The 19281-nt window shown below is 66.8% G+C and carries 20 protein-coding genes; 8 read left to right on the top strand and 12 right to left on the bottom strand.

Annotation, left to right across the window (positions count from 1 at the left end):
* From RMN86_RS17965 to RMN86_RS17940, 6 genes are all read left to right on the top strand, one after another.
* A partial coding sequence (locus tag RMN86_RS17965; RefSeq protein WP_309607232.1) for a hypothetical protein occupies nt 1-236 on the top strand: 236 nt, incomplete at its 5' end.
* 391 nt (nt 237-627) lie between these two features.
* Nucleotides 628-984 (top strand): glucuronosyltransferase, encoded by a 357-nt coding sequence (locus RMN86_RS17960; protein ID WP_309607231.1) that lies wholly within the window; start codon nt 628-630, stop codon nt 982-984.
* Entirely contained in the window at nt 981-1460 is a 480-nt protein-coding gene (locus RMN86_RS17955) for a glycosyltransferase (RefSeq protein ID WP_309607230.1), read from the top strand. The genes RMN86_RS17960 and RMN86_RS17955 overlap by 4 nt, the downstream gene beginning before the upstream one ends.
* 49 nt (nt 1461-1509) lie before the next feature.
* Entirely contained in the window at nt 1510-2616 is a 1107-nt protein-coding gene (locus RMN86_RS17950) for a Gfo/Idh/MocA family oxidoreductase (protein ID WP_309607229.1), read from the top strand.
* Between the two features lie 9 nt (nt 2617-2625).
* Entirely contained in the window at nt 2626-3495 is an 870-nt protein-coding gene (locus RMN86_RS17945) for a hypothetical protein (RefSeq protein WP_309607228.1), read from the top strand.
* 55 nt (nt 3496-3550) lie between these two features.
* Nucleotides 3551-5308 carry an O-antigen ligase family protein gene (locus RMN86_RS17940; RefSeq protein ID WP_309607227.1) on the top strand — a complete coding sequence of 586 codons (1758 nt, stop codon included), beginning with the start codon at nt 3551-3553 and terminating at the stop codon, nt 5306-5308.
* 12 nt (nt 5309-5320) lie between these two features.
* Here the strand turns inward: RMN86_RS17940 and RMN86_RS17935 are convergent, their stop codons facing one another.
* The 9 genes from RMN86_RS17935 to RMN86_RS17895 all read right to left on the bottom strand — a co-directional run bounded on the left by RMN86_RS17935 (nt 5321) and on the right by RMN86_RS17895 (nt 14150).
* Nucleotides 5321-5521, bottom strand: a complete 201-nt coding sequence (locus RMN86_RS17935; protein WP_309607226.1) for a hypothetical protein — start codon at nt 5519-5521, stop codon at nt 5321-5323.
* Nucleotides 5522-5627: 106 nt separating this feature from the next.
* Nucleotides 5628-6668: a right-handed parallel beta-helix repeat-containing protein gene (locus RMN86_RS17930; protein ID WP_309607225.1), complete on the bottom strand. Its 1041-nt coding sequence runs from the start codon at nt 6666-6668 to the stop codon at nt 5628-5630.
* Nucleotides 6669-6809: 141 nt separating this feature from the next.
* Nucleotides 6810-7973 carry an acyltransferase gene (locus tag RMN86_RS17925; protein WP_309607224.1) on the bottom strand — a complete coding sequence of 388 codons (1164 nt, stop codon included), beginning with the start codon at nt 7971-7973 and terminating at the stop codon, nt 6810-6812.
* A gap of 25 nt (nt 7974-7998) precedes the next feature.
* Entirely contained in the window at nt 7999-8400 is a 402-nt protein-coding gene (locus RMN86_RS17920; RefSeq protein WP_309607223.1) for a VOC family protein, read from the bottom strand.
* The gene (locus RMN86_RS17915; RefSeq protein WP_309607222.1) at nt 8397-9416 is read right to left on the bottom strand and encodes a hypothetical protein; all 1020 of its coding nucleotides are present in this window, start codon (nt 9414-9416) and stop codon (nt 8397-8399) included. The genes RMN86_RS17920 and RMN86_RS17915 overlap by 4 nt, the downstream gene beginning before the upstream one ends.
* Nucleotides 9417-9421: 5 nt before the next feature.
* On the bottom strand, nt 9422-10984 hold the full coding sequence (locus tag RMN86_RS17910; protein WP_309607221.1) for an MBOAT family O-acyltransferase: 1563 nt from the start codon (nt 10982-10984) through the stop codon (nt 9422-9424).
* Between the two features lie 12 nt (nt 10985-10996).
* The gene (locus RMN86_RS17905; protein WP_309607220.1) at nt 10997-11944 is read right to left on the bottom strand and encodes a class I SAM-dependent methyltransferase; all 948 of its coding nucleotides are present in this window, start codon (nt 11942-11944) and stop codon (nt 10997-10999) included.
* Nucleotides 11941-13869, bottom strand: coding sequence for an HAD-IIIC family phosphatase (locus RMN86_RS17900; protein ID WP_309607219.1), 1929 nt, complete (start codon nt 13867-13869; stop codon nt 11941-11943). Before RMN86_RS17900 ends, RMN86_RS17905 begins: the two co-directional genes overlap by 4 nt.
* 32 nt (nt 13870-13901) lie before the next feature.
* Nucleotides 13902-14150 (bottom strand): acyl carrier protein, encoded by a 249-nt coding sequence (locus RMN86_RS17895; RefSeq protein WP_309607218.1) that lies wholly within the window; start codon nt 14148-14150, stop codon nt 13902-13904.
* A 228-nt stretch (nt 14151-14378) separates the two neighbouring features.
* On the opposite strand from RMN86_RS17895, the gene RMN86_RS17890 reads away from it, so the two are divergent.
* Nucleotides 14379-15446 (top strand): acyltransferase, encoded by a 1068-nt coding sequence (locus RMN86_RS17890; protein WP_309607217.1) that lies wholly within the window; start codon nt 14379-14381, stop codon nt 15444-15446.
* Here the strand turns inward: RMN86_RS17890 and RMN86_RS17885 are convergent.
* From RMN86_RS17885 to RMN86_RS17875, 3 genes are read right to left on the bottom strand one after another with little or no spacing between them, the layout of a single operon-like run.
* Nucleotides 15443-16375 carry a glycosyltransferase family 2 protein gene (locus RMN86_RS17885; protein ID WP_309607216.1) on the bottom strand — a complete coding sequence of 311 codons (933 nt, stop codon included), beginning with the start codon at nt 16373-16375 and terminating at the stop codon, nt 15443-15445. The genes RMN86_RS17890 and RMN86_RS17885 overlap by 4 nt on opposite strands.
* A gap of 56 nt (nt 16376-16431) precedes the next feature.
* Nucleotides 16432-17367: a glycosyltransferase family 2 protein gene (locus tag RMN86_RS17880; RefSeq protein ID WP_309607215.1), complete on the bottom strand. Its 936-nt coding sequence runs from the start codon at nt 17365-17367 to the stop codon at nt 16432-16434.
* 2 nt (nt 17368-17369) lie between these two features.
* Nucleotides 17370-18290, bottom strand: a complete 921-nt coding sequence (locus RMN86_RS17875; protein WP_309607214.1) for a glycosyltransferase — start codon at nt 18288-18290, stop codon at nt 17370-17372.
* A gap of 320 nt (nt 18291-18610) precedes the next feature.
* Between RMN86_RS17875 and RMN86_RS17870 the strand changes: the two genes are divergently transcribed.
* The coding region (locus tag RMN86_RS17870) for an ATP-binding protein (protein ID WP_309607213.1) at nt 18611-19281 on the top strand (671 nt) is incomplete at its 3' end.

The raw sequence follows: 19281 nt of genomic DNA, 5'->3' as shown, positions 1-19281 counted from the left end.
CGGACTTGGGTGCCGCCAAGGTCGATGGCGAGCGCGAGATCGGCGGCGGGGTCCATTTACAGACCGGCGAGCCAGGCCATGCGGGCGGGCAGGTCGGGGGCGTTGAAGGCGAGGGAGCCGAGGACCACGGTTTGCGCGCCTTCTTGGCGCATCCGGTCAGAGCCAGGGAGGCCGCGGCCGCCCGCAACAGAACGCGTGTCGAATTCGTCATCAATTTGCCCCGCATTGAGAAGTAGGTTTCCAGATCGGCGGTCGCGAGCAAGGCGCGTGCCCGCGCGGTCCATCCGAGCCGAATACCCGAACATTTACACGCCTATATCATCACCGGTGAACAGATCGTGGGCAAGCGCGACAAATTTAACCTCATTCGCCGCAGCTTCCAATAGACCGCCGGGCGCGGACCGCGCCGCCTGCGTGCGCCGCTATACGAGTTGTTTGCAAACCGCATGGCAAAGAGCGCCGCAGGATTTAGGGGCCTGGCCTTGCGACCCCTTTCAAGTCCACTGAGGAGACCGAATGGAACGAGCAGGGTCGAAACGCCGAGTTCTGGCGATCGCGTCCGGCGGCGGTCACTGGATTCAACTGCAGCGCCTTCGACCCGCCTTCGCGGACTGTGACGTCACTTACGTGAGCGTATACCCCGACTATGCGGAGGATGTGGCCGGGGAGAAATTCTACGTGGTGAGCGACGTCACGCGCATGAGCCTCGTGAAACTCCTGAGGCTCGCGCCCCAGTTCGTTCGAATCATGCTGCGCGAGAAGCCTGATGTCGTGATCACCACGGGGTCGGCGCCCGGCCTGGTCGGCCTGGCCATCGCCAAGCTGTTCACCCGCGCCAGGACGGTCTGGATTGACAGCATCGCCAATTGCGAACGGATGTCCTCGTCCGGCAAACAGGCGCGCTATGTCGCCGACGAGTGGCTGACCCAGTGGCCCCAACTGGCGACGCCGGGCGGACCTCAATACTGGGGCGCGGTCATATGATCTTTGTCACCGTCGGTTCCCTGTTCCCGTTCGATCGCCTGGTGCGGCTCGTCGATGAGGTCGCCGTGACCATGCCGCAGGAAACCTTCTTCGCGCAGATCTTCAGCGGCGCTTACGAACCCGTGAACATCCCCTATGCGCGCCTGCTGACGCGGCGGGAGTTCACCGAAAAAATGCAGGCGGCGAGCGTGATCGTGGCCCATGCCGGCATGGGCAGCGTGATCTCGGCGATGGAGATGGGCAAGCCGGTCATCCTGGCGCCGCGGGTGCTGGAGTGGGGCGAGCACACAACCGATCACCAGATGGCGACCGCGCGCTGGCTGGAGGGGCGTCCCGGGATCCACGTCTGTCTGCGCGATGAAGACCTTCCCGCAGCGATCGCCGCGGCGCTCGCGGGGCAGGCGGTCGGCGAAGCCATGCCGCGCACCGCGCCCGAGCCCTTCATTCATAAACTCCGCGATTTCATAGCGTCGTAGCGAACTCGGCAGCCATGCGCGGCGACGCACCCCCTCCCTGGAGACTTCAATGATACGTGTCGCCGTCTGCGGCCTGGGCAAGATGGGTGCGTCTCATCTTGCCATCGTCAACGCCCACCCGCTGGTCGCGGTAACCGCCGTCTGCGATCCCACCGGGTACATTCTGGACGTGCTGAAAAAATACACCGGGATCAAGGGCTACGCCGACTACGCCGAAATGCTGAAGCGCGAGCCGCTCGACGCCGTGATCGTCGCCACGCCGTCGCGGCTCCACGCGCCGATGGTTGAGCAGGCCCTGATGGCCGGACTGCACGTGCTTTGCGAGAAGCCCTTTTGCCTGGATCCCGGCGACTCGGCGCGGTTGGGCGCGCTGGCTGACCGGCGCGGGCTGGTGAACCAGGTCGGCTACCACAATCGCTTTGTCGGCGCGTTCCAGGAGATGAAGCGGCTGGTGGCGGCCGGCGCCATCGGTCGCGTCACCCATGTGCTGGCCGAGGCCTATGGTCCCGTGGTGCTCAAGGCCAAGGGTTCGACCTGGCGCACGCAGAGCAGCGAGGGAGGGGGCTGCCTCTACGACTACGCCGCACACCCGATCAACCTGTTGAACTGGTGCTTCGGCGCGCCAAGCGCCGTGGGGGGCTCGGTGCTGGGCAAGATCTTCTCCCGTGACACCGATGACGAGGTCTACAGCACGCTCTATTTCGACAACGATCTGTCGGCGCAGGTTTCCGTCAACTGGAGCGACGAATCGCTGCGCAAGATGACCACCAAGATCTCGATGTGGGGCACGAACGGCAGGATCTATGCGGATCGGCAGGAGTGTCAGGTCTACCTGCGCGACCCGACGCTCGCGCCCTCGACCTACCAGGCGGGATGGAACGTCAGATATACGACGGAGCTCACCGAGGAGGTCTGGTTCTACGTCCGGGGCGAGGAGTATTCCGCGCAGATCGACCACTTCATACAGGCCATCCACTCAGGTCAGTCGACAACCAGCAGCTCGTTCGCCAGCGCCGCTGAGACAGACCAGGTGCTGTCGATGATCAAGATCGACGCCGAGCGAGGGCCCGTTCCCCTGGCCGGCGCCGCGGCGGCGGGGCCCCAGCCCGGCCGCTTCTCCCTGTTCGGCGGCAAGTCCGCCAAGCCGAAAGTCTAGGTGAGCGCGATGGACAGGCTGCTTTTCGGCGACAACCAGTTCTTCGGCGTCAATCACATGTCGGAGGAGAAGGCGCGCGCCCAGGCGATCCGCTTCCAGGACCCCGAACAGATCATCGCCGTCCTTGATGCGGCCTATGACGAGGGCGTGCGGACCTTCATGTGCACGACACATGATAAGATCGCGGCGATCTGCGACCACATGCGCGCCAATCCCACCCGGTACGCGGACTTCATCTTCTATCCCTGCATGCCCTACGCCCACAAATACGCCAACGCGGTCACCGAGGACGGTCCGCTCGGCGCGCTGAAGCGGTTCCTGCCCAGCGAAGGGCTGTTCGACGCCGCGCTGCGGGGCGGGGTGTCGTTCGCGCGCAAGGATGTCGAGGGCGTCGCAACCCTGCTCATCGACGCGGAAATGAAGATGTTCGAGGGGCTGAAAACGCCGGTCATCTTCCTGCAGAATGTCGTGGTCGACCTGTTGCTGGGCCTCGGCTTCAAGGAAGCGTTCGTGATCTTCGCCAACCACGTCAGGCGCCGCTACGGCGCCGAGCCGGGCTTCATCACCATGAACCTGCCCCGTCTGCTCGACCTGCTGGACAGCGTGGGGATTGAGAATCCCATCGTTTGCGCCAACATCAACAAGATCGGCTTTCGCATGTCGGGAGGGATGCAGGCGTACAATGACGCTCTCAAGCAGCGCCGGTTCCGCGCCATAGCCATGTCGGTCTTCGCCTCGGGCGCCATTCCGGCCAAGGAGGCGCTGGAGTGGGTTTGCGAGCAACCCAACGTCGAATCGATCGTCTTTGGGGCGTCGGGCCGGGCGAACATCCGCAACACAAAGGAGTTGGTGGCCGGGTTCTGGCCCGAGCCCGTTTAGCGTCCAGAGCCCAACTCAGGGTCCACCCAACATCAGGTCGCCACGACACATGCGAATGCCGCGATTGAAGGTTTCAGCGACGAAGGCGCGCGAACGGCTGGCGGCCGGATGGCGGATCGTCGCTGCGCGGATCGGACGGAAAAAGCGCGGGCCCAAGCCCTACCCCGCCAAGATCATGAAGCCCTACATCGACCGCAGCGCCCTGCGCTACCGGCTGGTGAAGTTCGCCTTCCCGCTGGCGCTGGGGTTCTTCTGCCTGCTGTACGGATTTTTCTACGGCCTGACGGCGCCCTATCTGATCGTGCCCTTCGCCATGCCCGTGGCCGTCCTGATGCTGCTCGCGATCTGGGCCCTTCCGGACCGGCCGCACGCCCCGACCAAGGCGATGGAGTTCCTTTTCAGCGGCCTGCTGATCAGCCTGATTATCTGGCCCAATTATCTGGCTTTGGCCCTGCCCGGATTGCCCTGGATCACCGTCATCCGTCTGACGGGTCTGCCGATGACATTCCTGCTGCTGATCTGCCTGTCCACCTCGTCGAACTTTCGGACCGAGCTGCGTCAGACGCTTTCGGCGACCCCCGGCTTGTGGGTCGCCTTCGTGATCTTCATCGCCACCCAATTCCTGACGATCGGATTTTCCAAACAGATCCCGACCTCGATCCAGAAGGCCTTGCTGCAGCAGGTCAACTGGACCGCCGTGTTCATCGTCGCCGTCTGGGTGTTTCGCAAGCCCGGCCGCGCCGAGCGCTACGTCTCACTGTTCCTGCTCCTCAGCCTTCCGGTCATCCTCGTGACGTTCCTCGAATCGCGGCAGCAAAGTCTGCTCTGGACGGGCCACGTTCCATCGTTCCTGAAGATCGACGACCCGGCCGCCGCCGCCGCCATGCAGTCGACAACCCGCGGCGCCACCGGTCAGTACCGCGCCAAGGCGACGTTCTCCGGACCGCTCGGCCTTGGGGAATATCTGGCGCTGATGACGCCCTTCGCCATTCATTTCGCGGTCGGAGCCTATCGCCCGATCATCCGCCTCGGCTGCGCCGCGCTGGTGCCGCTGATCTTCGCCTGTTTCATTTTCGCCGATTCCCGCCTGGGGATCGTCGGATTCCTGGTGTCGGTGCTGCTCTATGTGCTGTTCTGGGGCCTGATGAAGATGTTCCAGGAACGGCGCAGCCTGATCGCGGCGGCCGTTGTCTATGCCTATCCCGCGTTCTTCGGCGCCGCGCTTTTCGCGGTGACCTTCATCCATCGATTCCACACGCTGGTGTTCGGCGGCGGGGCCCAGGCGGCCAGCAACGCGGCGCGCCAGAGCCAGCTGCAGATGGCGATACCCAAGTTCCTGCAGAATCCGATCGGCTATGGCCCTTCGCAGTCGGGGCTTGCCATGGGCTACAGCGCCGACTCCTTCATCACCGTGGACAACTATTACATCACCCTGGCGCTCGAGTACGGGCTGGTCGGGATCGTGTCGTTCCTGGCGACGTTCGGCCTGGCGATCTACTTCGGCGCCCGGTCGGCCATCAGCCAGACCGCCCTTCGCGACCGCGAGTTGTCGCTTCTCGCGCCGCTGTCGATCGCGCTCAGCGCCTTCCTGGTCATCAAGGCGGTGTTCAGCCAGCAGGACAGCCACTCCCTGATGTTCGCCATGCTGGGGATCATCGTCGCCCTGGTCTACCGGGTCTCGGTCGCGGAGCGGCGGGACTCGCAAGCCGCGGCCCGGTCGCAGGCGACGACGGGCGCGCTGGCCAAACGCGCGCTCTCCGGCCGCCGCGTCCCGGTCGCCGTCTCGCAGACCCGATCCCTGCCCCGCCGCTGAGCAGCCGGCGCGCTATAGCGGTCGCTTGCGCCTGTTGCGGACCGGCGCGGCGCTCCTGTCGCCCGGGTCACCGGGGGGCGCCGCGCGCCTGGCTGCGTCCTCCAGACGGCTTGGCAGCTTGTCGCGCTTGAACACCAGCCATCCCATCACCGCGGTGTAGATCACCAGGCACAGCGCCAGGAACGGCAGGGACAGGGTATCGATCACGTCCATCTTCGGGGCGCCTCAACGTGCGGAAGCCGACAGGCTACAGCGAATTCCTCTATTCGAACTTAGCGCACGGACGCCACCCTGCCCCCGCGCCATCCCACGCGCCGGGTCACTTCCGGCGGGCGGCGGACCAACGGTCAAGCTGTCGCGGATCGACGATATTGGCCAGGGGGAGCGTGCCGTTGCGAGCCTGCGACACATGGGTGGGCTGCGGGTTGCCCAGGTTCACCGAGCTGGCGAAGTTGTCGTGAATGGCGATGCCGTCGGCGTCTCGGACGTTGATCCCCGACCACATGTCCTTGAAGCCCTGGACAAAATTGTGATGGATGGTGGCCGTCTGCACATCGGCGATGCCGATCCCGTTGTACATCGTCCCCAGCAGGAGATTGCCCGAGACGGTGAGGTCGTGAGCGCCGCCGCCGAAGATGCCCTGCGACTGCGGGGGCTGGCCGGGCGCCCGGACCACGACGTTGTCGGTGATCCGGATCGGGCCGGGACGCGGATTGGTCTTGGTGCCCCACAGCTGGATGGCGTCGGGATGGTCACCCGCCTTGGCTCTGAAATCATAGAGCAGATTGCGCGAGATCTCCAGGTTCGATGAACCGCCGCCACGGATCCCGTCCGACTCGATCGCGTGCACGATATTCCCCGAGATCAGCACGCCTGTGTTGTCGATGTGACTGATGCCGGTGCCCAGGTCATGAACTTCGGAATTGACGATCGACACGTCGCTGGCGTTACGGAACAAGAGGCCGTTGCCGCCGTAGGTGCCCGGCTTGCTGTGAATGTTGAGACCCTCGGCATGGATCCGCGAACTGCCCGCGATGGTCAGGCCGAAGGCCGTTCCGGTGTAGTCGATTTCCAGGCCATTGAGGCGGATGCCCTGGCTGCCGTTCAGGGTCAGGCTGGCGAGCACCGGCGGGTGCGCCGCGTTGGCCGGACGCAGGGTGATCCCGGCGGCGGCGAAGACCATGGCGTTCAGCGTGACCGGCGGATAGGCGCCGGGGGCCATCAGCACGACATCTCCGGGATGGGCCCCCTTGACCACGGACCACAGCGTATCCGGCGTCGCCTTCAGGGCCGCGGCCGACGCGGGCACCGCGCCAAGGGCGATCAGAGCGGCGATCGAACAGCATAGGTGGCGGGCCAATGGCGGCTCCTGACGGGTTTGCGAACACGATGAAGCCGGATCGGCGCAGCAATATTGTGGCCGGCGGCCCCTGCCGCGGCTGCCTTGGCTCAGGTCAGCCGGCCGAACGTCGTCGCAGCCGGCGCAGGCGCGCCGGTCATGTCACGCGCCGCGTGTCGCGGCCGCGCGGTGATCGGCGGTCAGCGTCTTGCCCAGGGCGATTCCCGGCAGCTCGATCCAGCGGTACATACCCGCCGCCACGCCGAGCGAAAGGGCCGGGCTCAGCAGGACCGGAAGCACCAGGCCGACATGCGGCTGGAGGACATAGACCAGGGCCAGGAGGATGGGCAAATGCACGAGATAGAGACTGTAGGACACCCGCCCAAGAAACAGGCACGGGTCCAGCCTCAGCAGCGAGCTGACCGGCCCTTGCGCCGCGGCAATGAAGATGATCGCGGTCGCCGCCACGGCCCAGGCGAGGTCGTCGTTGATCAGCTTGGCCGCTGCGAAAGCGCCCGCGCAGACCACGACCTGGGCCCAGTGCGGCAGGCGCAGCCTGCGCGGAAGATCGGTGTTGAGGACAAGATCGGCCGCCAGGATGCCGAACCCGAAGCTCGGCAGATAGAACAGCGTGATCGCCGCGGCGCCCAGCGCCGAGCCGCCGAAAATATAGGGTGACGGCAGATGCATGCGCGTGGCGACCACCCGGCCCGCCACGTGGGCCAGGATCACCAGGGCCAGCAGACCGATCCGGCTGCGCCCACACAGCAGCGCCAGCAGCACGAGCACGATGGAGAACCGCAGCTCGATGACCAGGCTCCAGATCACCGGATCGAGCGCGATGTCGGAGCTGAAGACACCCAGCATCAGGACGTGGCGAAGCGCCATCACCGGGTCCGCCGGATAGACCATGTTGGTCAGGGTCCATGGCCCCAGTCCGGGCTGTGGCGTCGGAGCCAGGATCAGGTGCAGCGCCAGCGCCAGCGCCAGCGCGGCCAGAAAAGCCGGATAGATACGGAACACGCGCCGGGTCAGATAGGTCGCGTAGGACGTCCCCGGCCGCTTGACGAAGGCCAGGTAGAGCACAAATCCGCTCAGGGAAAAGAACAGGATCACTGACGGGTGGCCGCCGCGAAGCACGATCTTCAGCAGCGCCTCCAGCCGGCCGTGGGCGCGGCCGCTATCGACGTAGACGTAGGCCGAGTGGCCGAGCATCACCACCAGGGCGGCCAGCCCGCGCAATCCGTCCAGCGCTTTCAGATGGTCGCCTCCCGCCGGGGTCGGCGCCGGCGGGAGGGCTGGCCCTGTCGAGAACGGGGCCGTCACCCGGCAAGGACCCGGGGCGGCGGTCTCACAGCAGTTCCACGAATTCGATGGTGATCCCGCGGGTATAGACCGGGCTGAGGAAATTGCAGAGGAAGGGTCCGGCGCCCTTGACGTGGGTGTCTTCCAGGAGGCGCATCCCCTCGCCGTCCAGCGCCTTGGCCAGCGCGTCGAGGCTGGGCACCTGCAGGGCGATGTGGTGCAGGCCGCCGGCGCCCTTGTTGAAGCGTTCCAGCGGGCCGCCGTCGGGGATCACGAACTCGATGGGCGAGCCGCCGGCCGCGGCCTTGGTGAAGATGCACAGCGCCGACCACTGCGGCACGAACCCGCGATAGTCCTCCTCCAGGCCCAGCAGGCGCATCAGGGCCTGGGCGTCGGCCTCGCTTGGCTGGACGATGCCGACGTGATGCAGAAGGCGGCTTTCGATCATCGCGCGGGTTCCGGCTCGGAGAGCATCTTGGCGACCTGAGGCGCCAGCCAGTCGGTGAGGACGCCGGCGCCGTCGACGGTCAGGTGAGCATAGTCCGAAAAGAGGTCTGCGCGCGGCGCCAGGTAGCCCGCGCTCCAGACCGGTCCGAACTGGCGGTAGAACGGCTCCTCCAGCACGCGGTCGGGACCGGAGTAATAGGGTATGAACAGGAACGCCACCTTGACGCCCTTGCGGCGGGCGGCGGCGACGATGCGCCGGATGTAGTAGCGCTCATCGCCGAACTCGATGTCGGCGAAACGCGCCGGCAGGATCGGCGGGCGCGTCCCGGATTCCAGCTTGTAGACGCCCTGCTCCAGTTCCGCCGCGGTCGCCGGCTGTGTGGCGCTGCGCATCGTGCCGTCGAAGATCTCGATCACCTTCGGCTGCACCTGGTCGGGCTTGTAGGTGGCGGCGTCGAAGGTCTTGGTCAGACCCGCGATCCCGGGCGCGAGGTCGGCGGCGAACAGCTGCATCTGCCGATAGGGCAGATAGATCAGGTCCTGCAGATAGTTCAGGTTTCCCACATAGCCCGGCCAGGCGACCATGCTTCGCGGCGCGAGGTACTTGAACGCCGGATGGCCGAAGCGGGAGGGCTTCTCGATCACGCCGATGACCACCAGCTTTGGCGACTTGGCCTCCAGCAGTTCCTCGAAGATCACGTCGTTGACGTTGCGCCCGCCCTGCGGCAAGGCGAAATTCACCACCCGGACGGCCTTGCCCAGGCCCGCGAGGTCGCGCTGCAACCGCTCGGGATCGACGCCGCGGTCGGTGCGCGAGGGTCCGATGAACACCACGTCGATCGGCCGGGGATCGAAATGGATGCGCTCGTACATCCACACCGCATTGCCCTGGAAAGTGCCCTTCAGCAGCTGCCAGCGCTGATACGAATTCTCCGGCAGGAAGCACGCCGCGACCGCGACGCCGAGCGCGATGCCGAGAATGACCAGGACGTTTCGCAAGGGGTGCAGGCGGGCCATGGCGGTCAGAAGTTGAAATAGAGGAAGATCGCCTTCCCCCTTTGGATGAACATGATGGCCGCAAACAGGGTGACGCCGGCGAACGCCAGCCCGGCGGCGTCGGGCTTCCAGGTCCAGCGGACCGGCGCGCGCGCCACGCCGCGCCAGTCGCGCCAGTTATAGGCCGGGTCGAAGCGCCCCATGATCTGCTGGGTGTTGGGCATCAGAAACACCAGCACCACGCTGACCAGCAGGCTGGCGGCCAGGCCCCAGTCGAGCGTGGCGGCCACGCTGTCGAGGCCCAGGCCGTTCAGCGCCGTCATGCCCTTCCAGACCGAGATCGCGTCCCCCACCGTGTGCGCCTTGAACATCACGTTGGCATAGATCACCGCGACCAGGGTGATGGCGTGGAACAGCGCCATCCGCAGCGGCCCGGACTCGGCCAGGGTGCGGCCCAGCTTTTTCAGCTGCCGGCGGCGGCGCTTGCGCCATTCGCCCCAGGCCTCGTTGGTGCAGATGTAGACGGCGTGCATCGCCCCGAACAGCACGAAGGTCCAGCCCGCCCCGTGCCAGACGCCCACCGCCACGAAGGTCACGAAGGCCGGAACGCCGACCCCGACCGCGAAGGCAGGCCAGTCGCGCAGCCCGCGCGCGGCCGCCCAGCGGTTCAGCGGCAGCGACAGGGGCTGGAAGATATAGGCGACGATGAAGCGCTGCAGGGTCATGTGCCAGCGGCGCCAATAGTCGGCGATATTGGACGCGCGCAGCGGCGAGTGGAAATTCAGCGGCAGCCTGACCCCCAGCATCCGGCCCAGGCCGATGGCCATGTCGGAATAGCCCGAGAAGTCGAAATAGAGCTGGAAGGTGAAGGTGATCGCCGCCAGCCAGCCGCTGGTCAGGGTAAAGGCGTGACCACCTTGTCCCGCCGCGAACATCGGGTTGGCGTAGCTCGACAAGGTGTCGGCGATGACCGTCTTCTTGAACAGGCCGATGGCGAAGATCACCAGCCCGACCATCAGGTTGCGCCCGATCAGCCGCCCGAACAGCCGGCTCTGGATCTGCGGAACGACCTCCTTGTAGTGGACGATCGGGCCGGCGATCAGCTGCGGGAAGAAGGCGGCGAACAGGGCGAAATCCAGGAACCCCATCTTCCGCGCGTCGCCGCGCGAGGAATCGATCAGGTAGGCGATCTTCTGGAAGGTGAAAAACGAGATCCCCAGCGGCAGGGCGATCTTCGCCAGGTCCGAGGTCGACCCGGTCGCCGCGGCGATATTGTCGGCCGCGAAGTTGGCGTATTTGAACCAGCCCAGGAAACTCAGGTCCGCGGCCAGGCCCAGCACCAGCCAAAGCCGCATGGTCCGTTGCCGCCCGGCGGCCAGCGCGGCCTGGATGCGGTCGCCGGCGAAATAGTTGACGACAATGGAGCCCAGCAGCAGCGGCAGATGGATCGGCCGCCACATGGCGTAGAAGCCCAGCGACAGCAGCGTCAGCACCACCTTGGCCAGCCGCCCGAACCGGCCCGCCAGATAGAACAGCCCCAACGCCAGCGGCAGGAAGCCGAAGATGAAGAGGAAGGAGTTGAAGAGCACGCAGGCGCGCCTTCAGCTCGGCCGGGCGATGACGCCGGCCGAGACGCTGATCTTGTTGGCCAGGGCCTGTTCGAGGCGTTTGCCCTGGGTGGCGAACAGCGACAGCTGATCGACCTTGAACCCGGCGCCCTCGACCAGCGCGCGAACATCGTCTGGCGTCGAGAACAGATAGATGTGGTCGGGCGAGGGGCTGTTCAGCGGCACGTTGATGAAGATCCGCCCGTCGTCGGCGATGCAGCCGCGCAGGAAATCCAGCGCCACGTCCGGTCGCTCCAGATGCTCCAGCACCTCGGAGATGACGATCAGGTCGAACCGGCGATCCGGCCGCTCCGTCTGCAGGATGTCGGTCTCGACCAGCGACACCGGCTTGGTCAGCCCCAGGGTGTCCAGCGCCGCGCGGGTCTCGCGCAGGGACACGGAGCTCACGTCCCAGGCCTCCAGCGTGCGGCAGAGCGGCGACTGGGCGGCGAAATAGACCATCAGGCCATGGCCCGGCCCGACCTCGAGATAGTCGAAGGGCCGCGCCGCGTTGGGCAGCACCTGGTTGAGGAACATCTCGAAGGTGGCGACGTGGTTGTACCAGAGCAGCTGGGTCAGGAGCAGGCCGTTGACGTAACGGCCCATGTAGTCGTGGTTCGAATAGACCTCGGCATTGGCCTCGGCGAAGGTCGACAGGCGGTAGCGGCCCTCGCGGTGGAAGAACAGCTCCTCGTCGCGCAGCTGGTCGCAGGTCCAGCGGTAGTCGGACGCGAACTTCGCCTCCTGGCCGGCGATCAGCTTGCGCGCCGCGCCGGCGGCGGCCTCGGTGGCGTCGAGCATGGCCGGTGAGCGGGCCGCGAAGCTCTTCACCAGATAGGCGGCATGTTCCGGCCAGGCGGCGATCACCGTCTCCAGCACATGGGTGGTGTGCGGCCGGCCGGCGGTCAGCACCCGCAGCTCGGCGGTCTTGTCGTCGCTCATCGTTCGGTCTCCAGGACCGCCAGAGCGCGATCGTCGATATGCATGGGCAGGTCAGGGGTCGGATAGCTGGAGAGGTCCAGTCGATAGGTTCTCGCTCCGTCGGCGGCCTGCTCGACCCGCTCGAACCCCAGCTTGTCGTAGTGCTCGGCCACCATCTTGTTCTTGGGCGAGGGAACATAGCGGCCGACCAGGCTCAGCGCCCCGTCGGCGCGGGCCGCGGCGGCCAGGTGGGCCAGCACGGCTTCCTCGACGCGCCGCCCCAGCACCCGGCAGCTCATCAGCCAGGTGTCGATCTCCCAGACCTGCGCCTGGCGATCGGCGATGATCACGCTGATGATGCCGTTGTCGCCGAACGAATCCACCAGCCGCACCTGCACCGCGTGCCGGTCTGCATTGGCCTCCAGCGCGGCGACCTCAGCCTCCGAATAGCGGTGCGTGGTCAGGTTGAACTGGTTGGACTTGTTGATCAGCTGGGCCACCCGCGGTCGCGACACCGGATCGACCCTGGCGATCGTGCAGGTCATCTCCAGGGACGCCAGGTAGCTGTCCATGTCGCCCGACGCCTCCAGGGACGCCGCGCGCTGGGCGTTGCCCTGGTAGTAGGCGGCGCGCGCGCGGTCCTCCTGCGAGAATCCGACGGCCTCGAAATAACCGGCCGCCGCCAACAGTCGCGGATAGAACGCCGGGTCGTCGGAGACTTCCGGGACCGCGACCGCGGGCAGTTCGCGGCGCACCTGGGCGCGTTCGGCCGGGTTGTCGTCGAGGAAAACCAGGGCGTCGATACCGATGTTCAGGGCCGCGGCTATGGCCCGCAGGTTGGCCGCCTTGTCGGTCCAGTTGGCCTGGAACACGGCGATATGGTCCTCGCGCAGCAGCATGTCGGGATGCTCGCGGAACGGCAACCGGGCGGCATCCTCCTCGTTCTTCGAACAGACCGCCAGCACGATGCCCCGGGCGCGCAATTCGAGCGCCAGGCGCTGCACCGCCACGAAGGCCTCCCCCGACCCCGACCCCTGACCCAGCGCGATTCCGGCCAGGCCGTCGTCGCCGATGACCCCGCCCCACAGCGTGTTGTCGAGGTCGAGCACCAGGCACTTGCGCGTCCGGCCCAACACCGCCCCGATCGTCCGGGCCACCACGTCGCCATAGACCGGCAACAGGTCCGGAGCGAAGCCGAGCTTGGAACCGTGCCATTGCCGCGGATCGTCCCAGCTCTCCAGCCCCACCGAGCCGGCCAGCCTGGCGATGTCCACCAGCACCACCGCGCCGGACCCGGCCCACTCGGCCAGCTGGCGATTGAACGCCTCGACCATCGCGAACGACGACCCCGCCTCGACCCGGTCGAAACTGCCGAACAGCGGCTCGGTCGGCGCCACCAGCGTCTGCACCAGAATCGCCGAGCGCACCGATGGGCGCAGACCCTCGACCATGCGAAAGATCTTCTGGAAGGCGCCGGCGACCTTGGCGGCGGCCTCCTGCGGATCTGACGCGGCGCGGTCGAGTCCCAGCAGCCGGCGGTCGGTGACGATCAGCGCCATGTCCAGGTTGGCGGTGCGGATGGCGCTGTCAGGATCGGTGGCCTCTTGCAGCGCGGCGCTGTATTCGCCCTCGATGATCCGCACCGCCGCGCCGTGGCGCAGAGCCGATCCGGCGATCGCCGGGCCGAGCAGGGTGAGGGTGGCGTCGCCGATGACGCCCAGTCGCACACGGTCCAGACCCGCGAGCGCGGTCTCGCCGTCGGCGACGGCGCCGGCCAGACCGGCCAGCCGGGAAAGCTGGGTCTCGTCGAGCGCCGCCGTCGCCAGCGCCATCAGGCGCTGTGGAAAGTCGGGGCCCATGCCGCCCGCAAGCTCAGCCTGAAGCCGGCGCAGGTCGTCACGGAATGTAGGCCCCGCCGCTGGCAGCCAAGGCAGATCGCGCAGCATTCCAAGGAACCCTAGACCAAAGCTGGGTTGGCTTAGCCGACCTTTGTTTCAACGAGGTTGACGAGCTCGCCGACGTTCTTGAGGCCCTCAATCTCGGAATTCTTGAACTTGAATCCGAATTTGCGCTCCACGGCGACGATCAGCCGGATATGGCTGAGGCTGTCCCAGTCCTCGACCTCCTCGGCGGTGGTCTCCAGCGAGATCTCAAGGTCGTCGTCGTCGAAAACATCGCGCATGATATCGGTGATCGAAGCTAGAATTTCGTCTCGCGACAGGGACAAGTGAAACCTTCCTGAGATCGGTTCGATGGGCGAGGCGCAGGCGTGCGATACCGCTGCCCGCGAAACCCTGTCAAGGATGCGATCCTGGGCGGCGCCGCGGAATCGGTATGGCATTCCGGCGCGCGCGGGACACTGTTCACACAGCTTTAGGCTGGCGTCACGCAAGGTAACGCCGCCATGCTGCCGGCCGGGCGCATCGATTTGTATAGCGTTGAGGGCGCCACAGGCATGACGACGGGACGTGACAACAGCTTCGGGGCTTTCAGGCTGCTGTTCGCCTCGCTGGTCATCGTCTCCCACAGTATCGAGATGCTGGACGGGAACGACGCCCGTGAGCCGCTGCACCGGATGTTCGGCGGCCTGTCGCTCGGCGCCCTGGCGGTCGATGGCTTCTTCCTGATCAGCGGCTATCTGATCGCCGCCAGCTTCATGTCTGATCGCGTGGGGTACTTCTGGAAGCGGGTGCTGCGGATCTATCCGGCATTCCTGGTCTGCACCCTGGCCTCCGTCGCCATTGTCGGCCCCCTGGCCGGCGCACAGTTGGGACTCCTGACGGCCGGCGACTGGGTGCGGGTGGTCTATCGGACCCTGCTCCTGAAGCCCCCGGAGATCCCCGGGGTCTTCGTTGGCCTGCCCTACGCCGGACTGAACGGCTCGATGTGGTCGATATCCTACGAGTTCCGCTGCTACATCGGCGTGGCGATCTGCGGCGTTCTGGGACTCTACCGGACGCCGCGGCTCTTCCTGCTGCTGACCCTTGGCGTGTTCGCCGCGATGCTGGCGTTCAATCTGCCGCCACTGGCGGGACTGCAGGCGTCAGACCGCTTCGTCGGCGTTCTCGGAGAGCCCCGGGTGGCGCTTCGGTTGGCCGCGGCCTTCATGGCCGGGACCTGCTTCAAGCTGTTTGCGAAGCGCTACGACGGCCGGGTGGCGGCGCTCTGTGCTGTGATCGCGGTGGCGCTCCAGTTCGTGCCGCTGATCGCGGAGCCCGCCCTCATCGTGCTGGGCGGCTACGGCCTCTTTTGGGCGGTGTTCGAATGGGACTGGAAGCTGCTGCGGACGCTCAACGCCAAGGACGACATTTCCTACGGGGTATATCTCTATGCCTGGCCGATCGGCGCCCTGCTGATCTGGTACTGGCGCGACATACCCCTGCCCGCTCTGATGATGCTGACCCTGGCCGGCTCGGTCGTGTCCGGCGCGATCAGCTGGTTCCTGCTGGAAAAACCGGCGCTCCGGCTCAAGTCCCTGCGCCTGCGGCCAGAACGGGCCGCGGCGCCCCTGAACACGCCCTAGGCCCGGGCAGCCGCCGCCAGGGCGGCGCGCCAGATTTTCGCCTGGGTGACCACCAGCTGCGCCCAGGTCCTCCACGGCCGTCCATCCAGGCGCAGCGAATGCAGCAGCAGGGTCCGGCCGCGACCCGGATACCCCAGCTTGGCGATCGACCAGCCGATCCTCGCCGCATGGCCCGCGATCGTCGGTGCGCGGGCTTCGGGGTATTTCCTCAGCTTCTGGATAACCCGCAGTTGCGCGCGCGCGCCCCTGCGCCTGAGCATCGAGATGCTGTCGGGCTGCAGGTAATTCATCACCAGCGGGTCTTCGATGAACACCACCTTGGTCTTGTAGAAGAGCTCTATCCCGTAGGCCCAGTCCTCGTTGTTGACGAGGTCTTCGTCGAAGAATCCGGCGCGGTTGAACGCTTCCCTCGAGATCAGCAGCGCCTGCGGACTGATCAGGTTCGACTCGTGGATCAGCCGGATGAAATCGCGATCGCCGGGCGCGATGGCCGGCATGCAGCAGACCCGATGCCGCCCATACCGGGCGTGTTCATCCTTGCCGAGAACGATCTTCGGGTGGAACACGGTGACCGCCGGATCGCCCGCCGCCAGGGCCGCGGCGACCTGTTTTTCAAGCTTGCCCGCAAGCCATTCATCGTCGCTGTCCTGGAACGCGATGAAGGCGCCTCTGGCCTGGGCCAGGCCCGCGTTGCGGGCGTGCGAAGCCCCGCCGTTCCTGGGCAGGGGTAAATAGCGCACGCGCGGGTCGCTGATCGCGGCCACGACCTGCGCGGTATCGTCGCTCGAGGCGTCATCGACAATCAGCAGTTCGAGGTTGCGATAGTCCTGGTTGAGCACGCTGGCGATCGCCCGCGGAAGCGTGCGCGCGCGATTGTAGGTCGGCAGCACCACCGTAACGAGATCTGGCTCTGTGACGCCGTCAGCCACTGCTCTTCCCCGGAAACTGTACGCCGACACCTTGTCCGTCTCGCCTTACCACGACCTCAACGCCCGGGCGTGACAGACTGGACACCCGCTGGAACCCCGCGCTGGTTCCGAAGGCCTGACCACCACCCTTGCAGGGCGTAGCCGAGCTGTTTCCAGGCGCCGCGCCGCCCGAACCTCAGGCCGAGCAACAGCAGGGCCGCGGCCGCGGCGACGGGCAGAATCCCGGGAAAACAGTCGCGGGTCAGCAGCAGCCGGTTGCGCTCGTTCAGATAGACCGAAAGCCTGGAGCGCTGCCGCAGATCGGTGGTGTTGCCGGTGGCCGTTCCCTGCTCGTGCAGGACCGGAGCGTCGGGCGCGAAGCCCAGCGTCAGGCCCAGGGCGCGCGCGCGCAGGCACCACTCCACCTCCTCGCAATAGAGAAAATATTCCTCGCGCATCCCGCCGACGACCTCAACAAAACGGCGGCTGACCAGCATGGACGCGCCATTCAGATAGCTCTGCCGCGCCTCGATGGCCGCCGCGTCGACCGGCGTCTCCAGACTGGATCCGTGGCCGATCGAGACCGCCCGGGCCAGCCATTTTCGCCAGACCCCGCCGTGCGACTGAACGACCCCGCCCGCGTGATGCACGGTGTTGCCGACCGCCTGGCAGTCGCCCGCGGCCAGACGCGCGACCATGGCGCCCAGGGTCTGCGGCGCCGGATAGGTATCGGGGTTGAGGATCCACCAGGCCGCGGCGTCGGGGGTCTCGGCGAGGCAGCGATTGACCCCGCCGGCATAACCGAGGTTGCGGCCGGCGTTGACCGCCCGCACCGCCTGTCCTTGCGCCAGCCGCGCCGGGATCGCCGCCGCCAGGGCCTGGAAGGCCGCGTCGCCGCCGTTCTCGCAGATGATCACCTCGAACGCCGTGTGGACACTGTGCGCCAGACCCTCGAGGCAGCGCACGATGTCGGCCGGGTTTCGGAAGCCGACGATGGCGATGGCGACCCGCACCTTCAGGGTCCCCGCCGCGCCGGGCCGACCAGCGACAGGGCGTCGATGAGCCGCCAGAGGCGCAGCCGGTAGAGGACGCCGAGCGCGGCCCATCGCTGCGGCCAGGAGGTGAGCGCGGGGCTGGCGATGACCCTCGGCGTGTGGGCGAGCGCCGAGGCCGGCAACAGGAGGCTGCGCAGGATCCAGCGGAGCGAGCGCCCCGGTCGTCCCGCCGACAGGCCGAAGGTCTCGGCGTTCAGCCGCCGCCACTTGGCGATCAGGTCTTCCCACGACCGCCGGGCCGGGTGCCCGACCACGGCCAGGGGCGCGTAGACGATCTGAAATCCCGCCGCGCGGGCGCGCAGCGACCAGTCGAGATCCTCCGACACCCCCACGCGAAACCCGCCGACCTTGGCGAACAGCGCCCGCGGACAGAAGAGGTTGGCGGTGACCGTAAAGCCCATTTTCTCCACGTAGCGCCGGTTGTCGAACGCGAACACCGCCTCGAACGCCTCGGTGGGGCGCGGCCTTCCCGGCGTCTCGATCAGCACCCGCACGCGCCCGCCGGCGAAATCGCCACGCTCGAGGGCCTCGACGCCGGCCCGCAGCCAGTCCGGCTCAGGCACGCAATCCGAATCGATGAACGCCAGGACGTCACCGCCCGCCACAGCCACTGCGCCATTCCGCGCCGGACCGGCGCCCCTTTCCGGGACGACCACCAACCGGGCCCGCCCGCCCACCGTGGCTTCGACCGCCTCGCGGCCCTCCGGAGAGGCATTGTCGGCGACCACGATCTCGAATCGGGCGGCCGGATAGGTCTGGGCGTCCAGCGCGGCCAGGCAGCGCGCCAACCCGTCAAGGTCGTGGTAGTGCGGGACGATGATGCTGGCGAACGGCAGGTCCGCGGCGGCTGCGCCTTCGATCTTTCGCCTCGCCGCGCTCATGCCGTTCGGTCTGCCCCGCGCCGGACACCGCCGGCTTCCCAATTCAACGCCCCTGAAGGCCGCGCGGCCGGACATTTCGTCGGCGCACTGGCGGAAATGTCATCAATCGGCCGTCTTCAACTGGCCTAATCGCCAAGCCTTGAACAGTGGTGAATCGCTCGGGCGCGCCGCAACGCGGGCGCGGCCCGGCGCGATTTTTGCTAAGACCCGTCCGGCGGCCCGGATATGGCGCGGATGATCCGCCACTAACCGGTAAGTTTTCGAATCTAAGATGGTGAATAGCAACTGAGGCCGCACTGCGGCGACCTGGAGGACGGCCGGTGGGCTTAGGTGATCGGGTATCTTCGTTTTTTCGACGCGGCGAGCGCAGGGACACGAGCTTCGAGCGTGACCTGACGCGCCCGGTCTCGGAGCTCTTTGCTCAGGGATCGTCGCGGGCCGAGGCGGCAACCGCCACCGGCGGCCTGCCCCGGTTCAAGGCCACGGCCGCCGACCAGGTCGATCGTCGGCGGTCCGACCGCTTCACCGCGATGCGCATGAAATTGCGCAACGCCTTCACGCCGTCCCAGCCGGTCAGCGATCGGCAGATGTTCGCCGGCCGCACCGATGTCCTGGGCGCGATGATCGGATCGATCGAGGACCAGCGGCTGCACCTGGTCATCTATGGCGAGCGCGGGATCGGCAAGACCTCCCTGCTGCACATGCTCTCCGAGGCGGCGCGCGAGGCGCGCTACATCGTCGTCTATTCCTCCTGCGGTGCGGCGTCGAATTTCGAGGAGACTTTCCGCGCGGCGGCTGCCGACATCCCGCTGCTTTATCACAGCAATTTCGGTCCCAACACGCAGGAGGCGGAAGCCGGCTCGTCGCTGGCCGACCTGTTGCCCGACCGCTTCTCGCCGCGTCAGTTCGCCGACCTCTGCGTCAAGCTGACGGGCACCCGGGCGCTGATCATCCTGGATGAATTCGACCGCTGCGAGTCCAGCGAGTTCCG

The sequence above is a fragment of the Phenylobacterium sp. genome (genome assembly GCF_031360265.1).
Classification (GTDB): Bacteria; Pseudomonadota; Alphaproteobacteria; order Caulobacterales; family Caulobacteraceae; genus Phenylobacterium.
This window is presented reverse-complemented; position numbering and strand designations above follow the sequence as displayed.

What these genes read in the sequence shown, in the direction of transcription:
- RMN86_RS17875 (WP_309607214.1), bottom strand. Translation starts at nt 18,290, where the DNA reads ATGAGCGCGGCGAGGCGAAAGATCGAAGGCGCAGCCGCCGCGGACCTG.
- RMN86_RS17905 (WP_309607220.1), bottom strand. Translation starts at nt 11,944, where the DNA reads ATGAGCGACGACAAGACCGCCGAGCTGCGGGTGCTGACCGCCGGCCGG.
- RMN86_RS17890 (WP_309607217.1), top strand. Translation starts at nt 14,379, where the DNA reads ATGACGACGGGACGTGACAACAGCTTCGGGGCTTTCAGGCTGCTGTTC.
- RMN86_RS17950 (WP_309607229.1), top strand. Translation starts at nt 1,510, where the DNA reads ATGATACGTGTCGCCGTCTGCGGCCTGGGCAAGATGGGTGCGTCTCAT.
- RMN86_RS17900 (WP_309607219.1), bottom strand. Translation starts at nt 13,869, where the DNA reads ATGCTGCGCGATCTGCCTTGGCTGCCAGCGGCGGGGCCTACATTCCGT.
- RMN86_RS17915 (WP_309607222.1), bottom strand. Translation starts at nt 9,416, where the DNA reads ATGGCCCGCCTGCACCCCTTGCGAAACGTCCTGGTCATTCTCGGCATC.
- RMN86_RS17935 (WP_309607226.1), bottom strand. Translation starts at nt 5,521, where the DNA reads ATGGACGTGATCGATACCCTGTCCCTGCCGTTCCTGGCGCTGTGCCTG.
- RMN86_RS17920 (WP_309607223.1), bottom strand. Translation starts at nt 8,400, where the DNA reads ATGATCGAAAGCCGCCTTCTGCATCACGTCGGCATCGTCCAGCCAAGC.
- RMN86_RS17955 (WP_309607230.1), top strand. Translation starts at nt 981, where the DNA reads ATGATCTTTGTCACCGTCGGTTCCCTGTTCCCGTTCGATCGCCTGGTG.
- RMN86_RS17940 (WP_309607227.1), top strand. Translation starts at nt 3,551, where the DNA reads ATGCCGCGATTGAAGGTTTCAGCGACGAAGGCGCGCGAACGGCTGGCG.
- RMN86_RS17945 (WP_309607228.1), top strand. Translation starts at nt 2,626, where the DNA reads ATGGACAGGCTGCTTTTCGGCGACAACCAGTTCTTCGGCGTCAATCAC.